This is a genomic window from Hydrogenimonas thermophila (genome assembly GCF_900115615.1).
GTDB lineage: Bacteria > Campylobacterota > Campylobacteria > Campylobacterales > Hydrogenimonadaceae > Hydrogenimonas > Hydrogenimonas thermophila.
On the sequence record NZ_FOXB01000075.1, the window covers coordinates 1 to 3,706 of the forward strand.

The 3,706-nt window shown below is 27.9% G+C and carries 3 protein-coding genes; all 3 read right to left on the reverse strand.

The window, feature by feature from the left end; genetic code table 11:
* Positions 1-82: 82 nt before the first annotated feature.
* The 3 genes from BM227_RS12435 to BM227_RS12445 are packed head-to-tail and all read right to left on the reverse strand — an operon-like array spanning position 83 to position 3,610.
* Entirely contained in the window at positions 83-382 is a 300-nt protein-coding gene (locus tag BM227_RS12435) for a hypothetical protein (protein ID WP_092914318.1), read from the reverse strand.
* A complete protein-coding gene (locus BM227_RS12440; RefSeq protein WP_092914320.1) occupies positions 379-1,746 on the reverse strand; it encodes a restriction endonuclease subunit S in 1,368 nt (455 codons plus the stop codon). Before BM227_RS12440 ends, BM227_RS12435 begins: the two co-directional genes overlap by 4 nt.
* Position 1,747: 1 nt before the next feature.
* On the reverse strand, positions 1,748-3,610 hold the full coding sequence (locus BM227_RS12445) for an RNA-binding domain-containing protein (RefSeq protein ID WP_092914322.1): 1,863 nt from the start codon (positions 3,608-3,610) through the stop codon (positions 1,748-1,750).
* Positions 3,611-3,706: the final 96 nt, after the last annotated feature.

Consider the following 3,706-nt stretch of genomic DNA (forward strand, 5'->3'; position numbering starts at 1 on the left):
GTGAAAGTTTTAGGTGTAACTTTTTCGTTTGTAAATACCTAATTATAGAGCAATTTGGCTTGTTGTCTAATTTGGTATGGATTTATTGGGGTATAGAGATTCCAGCACCTAAAAATAAATTTAATCTTCCATTTTTATACTGTTTTTTTAATGCTTCAAATCTACTTTCAATATTAAATTTTTGTAACATATTTTTTGCTTTTTCTATTAAGTCACTTTTTCTATTATTTTTCCAATCTTCAAAAGCTTGTTTATATGCTTCTTTATCAAGTGCTAAAATATCGTTACAATAAAACCCGTAATCTTCTATATATATTTGTCCATCATCCTGACCATATTTATCATTTAAATACTCTTGAAATAATATTTCTAAATATTTCATTCAAAACCTTTAATAAACATTTCATTTACTTCAATTTCTCCATTTATAAGTTTTGTAAGAAGTATGTCTCGTAAGTTTTGCAAAATAGGCTTTTCAGAAGAGTAAATTCTATCAATTAAAGGTCTAGTTGTTTTGTAAAAGTTTTCTATTAAATCATTAGAAGGTATTAATACTTTTTCTTCTTCCAAAAAATATTTAGTTTGAAAATTACTTATTCCTGTACTTTGGTTTTGATACATCCACATTTTACCTTTGTCATAAATATACAATAAATGATAATAAATAAGAACTCCAATTTTTTTACTAATTGGTCTAAATAGTCTACAAAAACTTGCAGGTTCTACCTTATATCCTAATATTTCAATAATTTCATGTGTTAAAAATAAACTTCTTCCTGTTGGTTGTCCTTTTGTTCCCCCCGAAATTTCTATAATAATATCACCATCCAATAATTGTCTTGTTTTTAATTTTTTACTTTCTACAAATCTTGTAGGTATTTCTTCAAAATCTAAGTTTTTTATTTTTGGTATATCTGTTCCTCTAATAATTTTTACTTTTTTAGAATATTTTAAATCTTTAACATCCTTACCCCAATCTCCTCCAATATGCTTTTCTAATAATGAACCAAAATTTTTAACCTCCCACCCTTTAGGAATCATTCCAATTTCACTATCTACCAATTCACTCGGAAAAAGCTTTACAATCTCTTTACTCATGCCAAACTCTTTGGCTATTTCACTTTCACTTTTGCCATTTGTTTTTGCTTTTACTATCTCAAAATCCACAAACCAAGATTTAAAGATAGCCTTTGCCATCTCTTCAAGAGTAGAGTTAATGTTTTGCAAAGTCTCTATCTTTTCATCTATTACAGACAAAATATCGGCTATCTTTTTTTGAATTGGGAGAGGAGGAATTTTTATTTTTATGTTAGAGAATGTTGTTTTATTTAAAATTGGAGTAGCACTCCCACCTGCTAATCTTTTAAAAATATCTTTAATATTTCTCAAATAATAATAAATATAATCACTATTTACACTATTATCAACTATAATAGAATTTATTTGCTGATTAGAAATGGCTTTTTCTTTTATTTTATAAACTTTTCCTAAGTCCGAACCTATACAAGAAACACAAATAGCTTCTTCGCTCAAAATACAATTAGAAATAAATTCCAAACCTTTTTGTGTAACAAATCTTTCAGTTGTATTAATATATTTTAGATTATAATTCATATCTGAAGGAGTAAGAAACATAATATTATTTTTTTTATTATTAGTTAATACATTTTCATATTTCTTTGGTGGAGTTTTACCAGTTACAATTTTTCCAATATCCCCCAATCTCACCTCTTTCCACTCACTCATTCTATTCCTCTCTATCTCTTTTTGAAGTATATACTTGTTTAGGGCTGTTTGGACTTGAAAAATATGGAAATAGAAATTTTTTAGCCACAAGTTCGGAGATATAATCTTTTATTGTATCTTTATTTCTATGTAAAAGATTAGATAAAAGCTCTGGTGAAAAGTAGCCATATTTACATATTTGAATGATTATTGTTTGCATAACTTCTTTTTTAACTCTTTGTTTGTTTGATATAGGGGATATTATTTTTTCTATCTCTTGTAAAATATCAGATGGGATTTCCTCTCTTTTATAAAGTCTAACACCCCAAGTAGTATCTGTAATACCCTCAGTAGAGGTTGTAATACCCTTAGTAGTATCTGTAATACCCTCAGTAGCTAATTTATATGTTGTCCCTTTACCAACCCCATCTTTTTGTAAAAAGCCATCTTTTGCAAGTTGTTTTAATATATTGCTTACATCACTTGGATGTATATCTAAAATCTCTAAAACTCTTTTATGGTTAATCTCCTCTTCTATATAAGCAGTTGCTAAAATCATTATCTCTTTTTCATTAAGTTTATTAAAGCTACTGCTAAAAATTGTTTTTAACTTTTGAATAGTCTCTTCATCAAGAAGATTTATCATTCTAAGTTCTAATAGTGTTTGTGGATGATGTTCGTTTTTTTCATATAAAAGAGGTTTTGCCCAGTTATATTTACTCCAGCTTTGGTATATTTTGGGTATTCCAGAACCTGCTTTTTCTGCATACCCTATAAGCATAAACATTTTTTGAATATTTCTATTTCTACAATCGCTCTCTCCACCTTTTATAGCTATCTCTATAGGTATTCTCATAAGTCCAGGGTTCCTAAAACCAAACATATCTGGTCGTTTTACTATAAGTATTGATAATCTTTCACTATAATCTGTATGAACTAAAGCATTTATTAAAGCTTCTCTTATAGCTTGATGTATAGGAGTGTCTTCTTCTCTCTGTGCTTCTTTTAAGCTAAATGGAATTTTTAAGTTTTCATATAGTTTAGCTATAACTTTTCTATAAAAATCAAAAATATTTCCACTCCAAGTTCCATCAGGATAAATCCTATCTATCCATCTTTTTTCAGTAACTGCTCTTGGTCTTTCTTGATAATCTACCATATAATAAGGCAAAGCCTCTTCTATAGAGTTTTGTTTGCCAAACATTAAAAGTCCCGCTATCGTTAATCCTATCTCACCACTTTCTCTATCTTTTTTATACCCTCCAATACTTTTTAAAAATTCTAAATCGCTTAGTGCATTAAAAGGGTGATCTGGTTTGTGAGATTTAAAAATATTTCTATAAGCATAAAAAGTGCTAAGTTCAATATCGTCAAAATCAAAATTTTTTAATACTTTGCTATCTCTACTATCTTCTATTTGTTCTGCTAAAAATCTTTTTACACACTCTTCTTTGCATTTATAGTCCCCTTCACCTTGCCTTACGAATGTTCCTATAAGAGGGTTTTGTCCTTTATAAATAGGTTTTTGTTTTCTGGTAGCTTTTGGGATTTTTATCCATATAATATTTTTTTGCTCTATTTCTAATATTTGAATATGCTCATTCTTTAAGATATTTAAATTAATTTTCTGAGGGTTATTTAATGTATCAAAAAGCTCTTTTATTACTTCCTCTGGATTTTTTATACCTACTAAGTTGATAGTATCTCCATTTTCTTCGATACCTAAAAAAATATTGCCTCCATTTGTGTTTGCCATAGCGCTATAACTTTCTAAAAAATCGTTTGGTAATTTTCCTTTTCCATTTTTTCCAGTAGCTTTTTTAAACTCAATTTCAAAGCTTTCTTTTAAAACTAAAATATCTTCTTTAGAGTCTATTTTAATCACTTTTTATCCTCCTATAATACATTTATAACTTCTCATCACTCAAAAGAGGATGAAAAAGTTATAAAAGTTGTGTTAGCATAAAGACAGTTGTGTTAG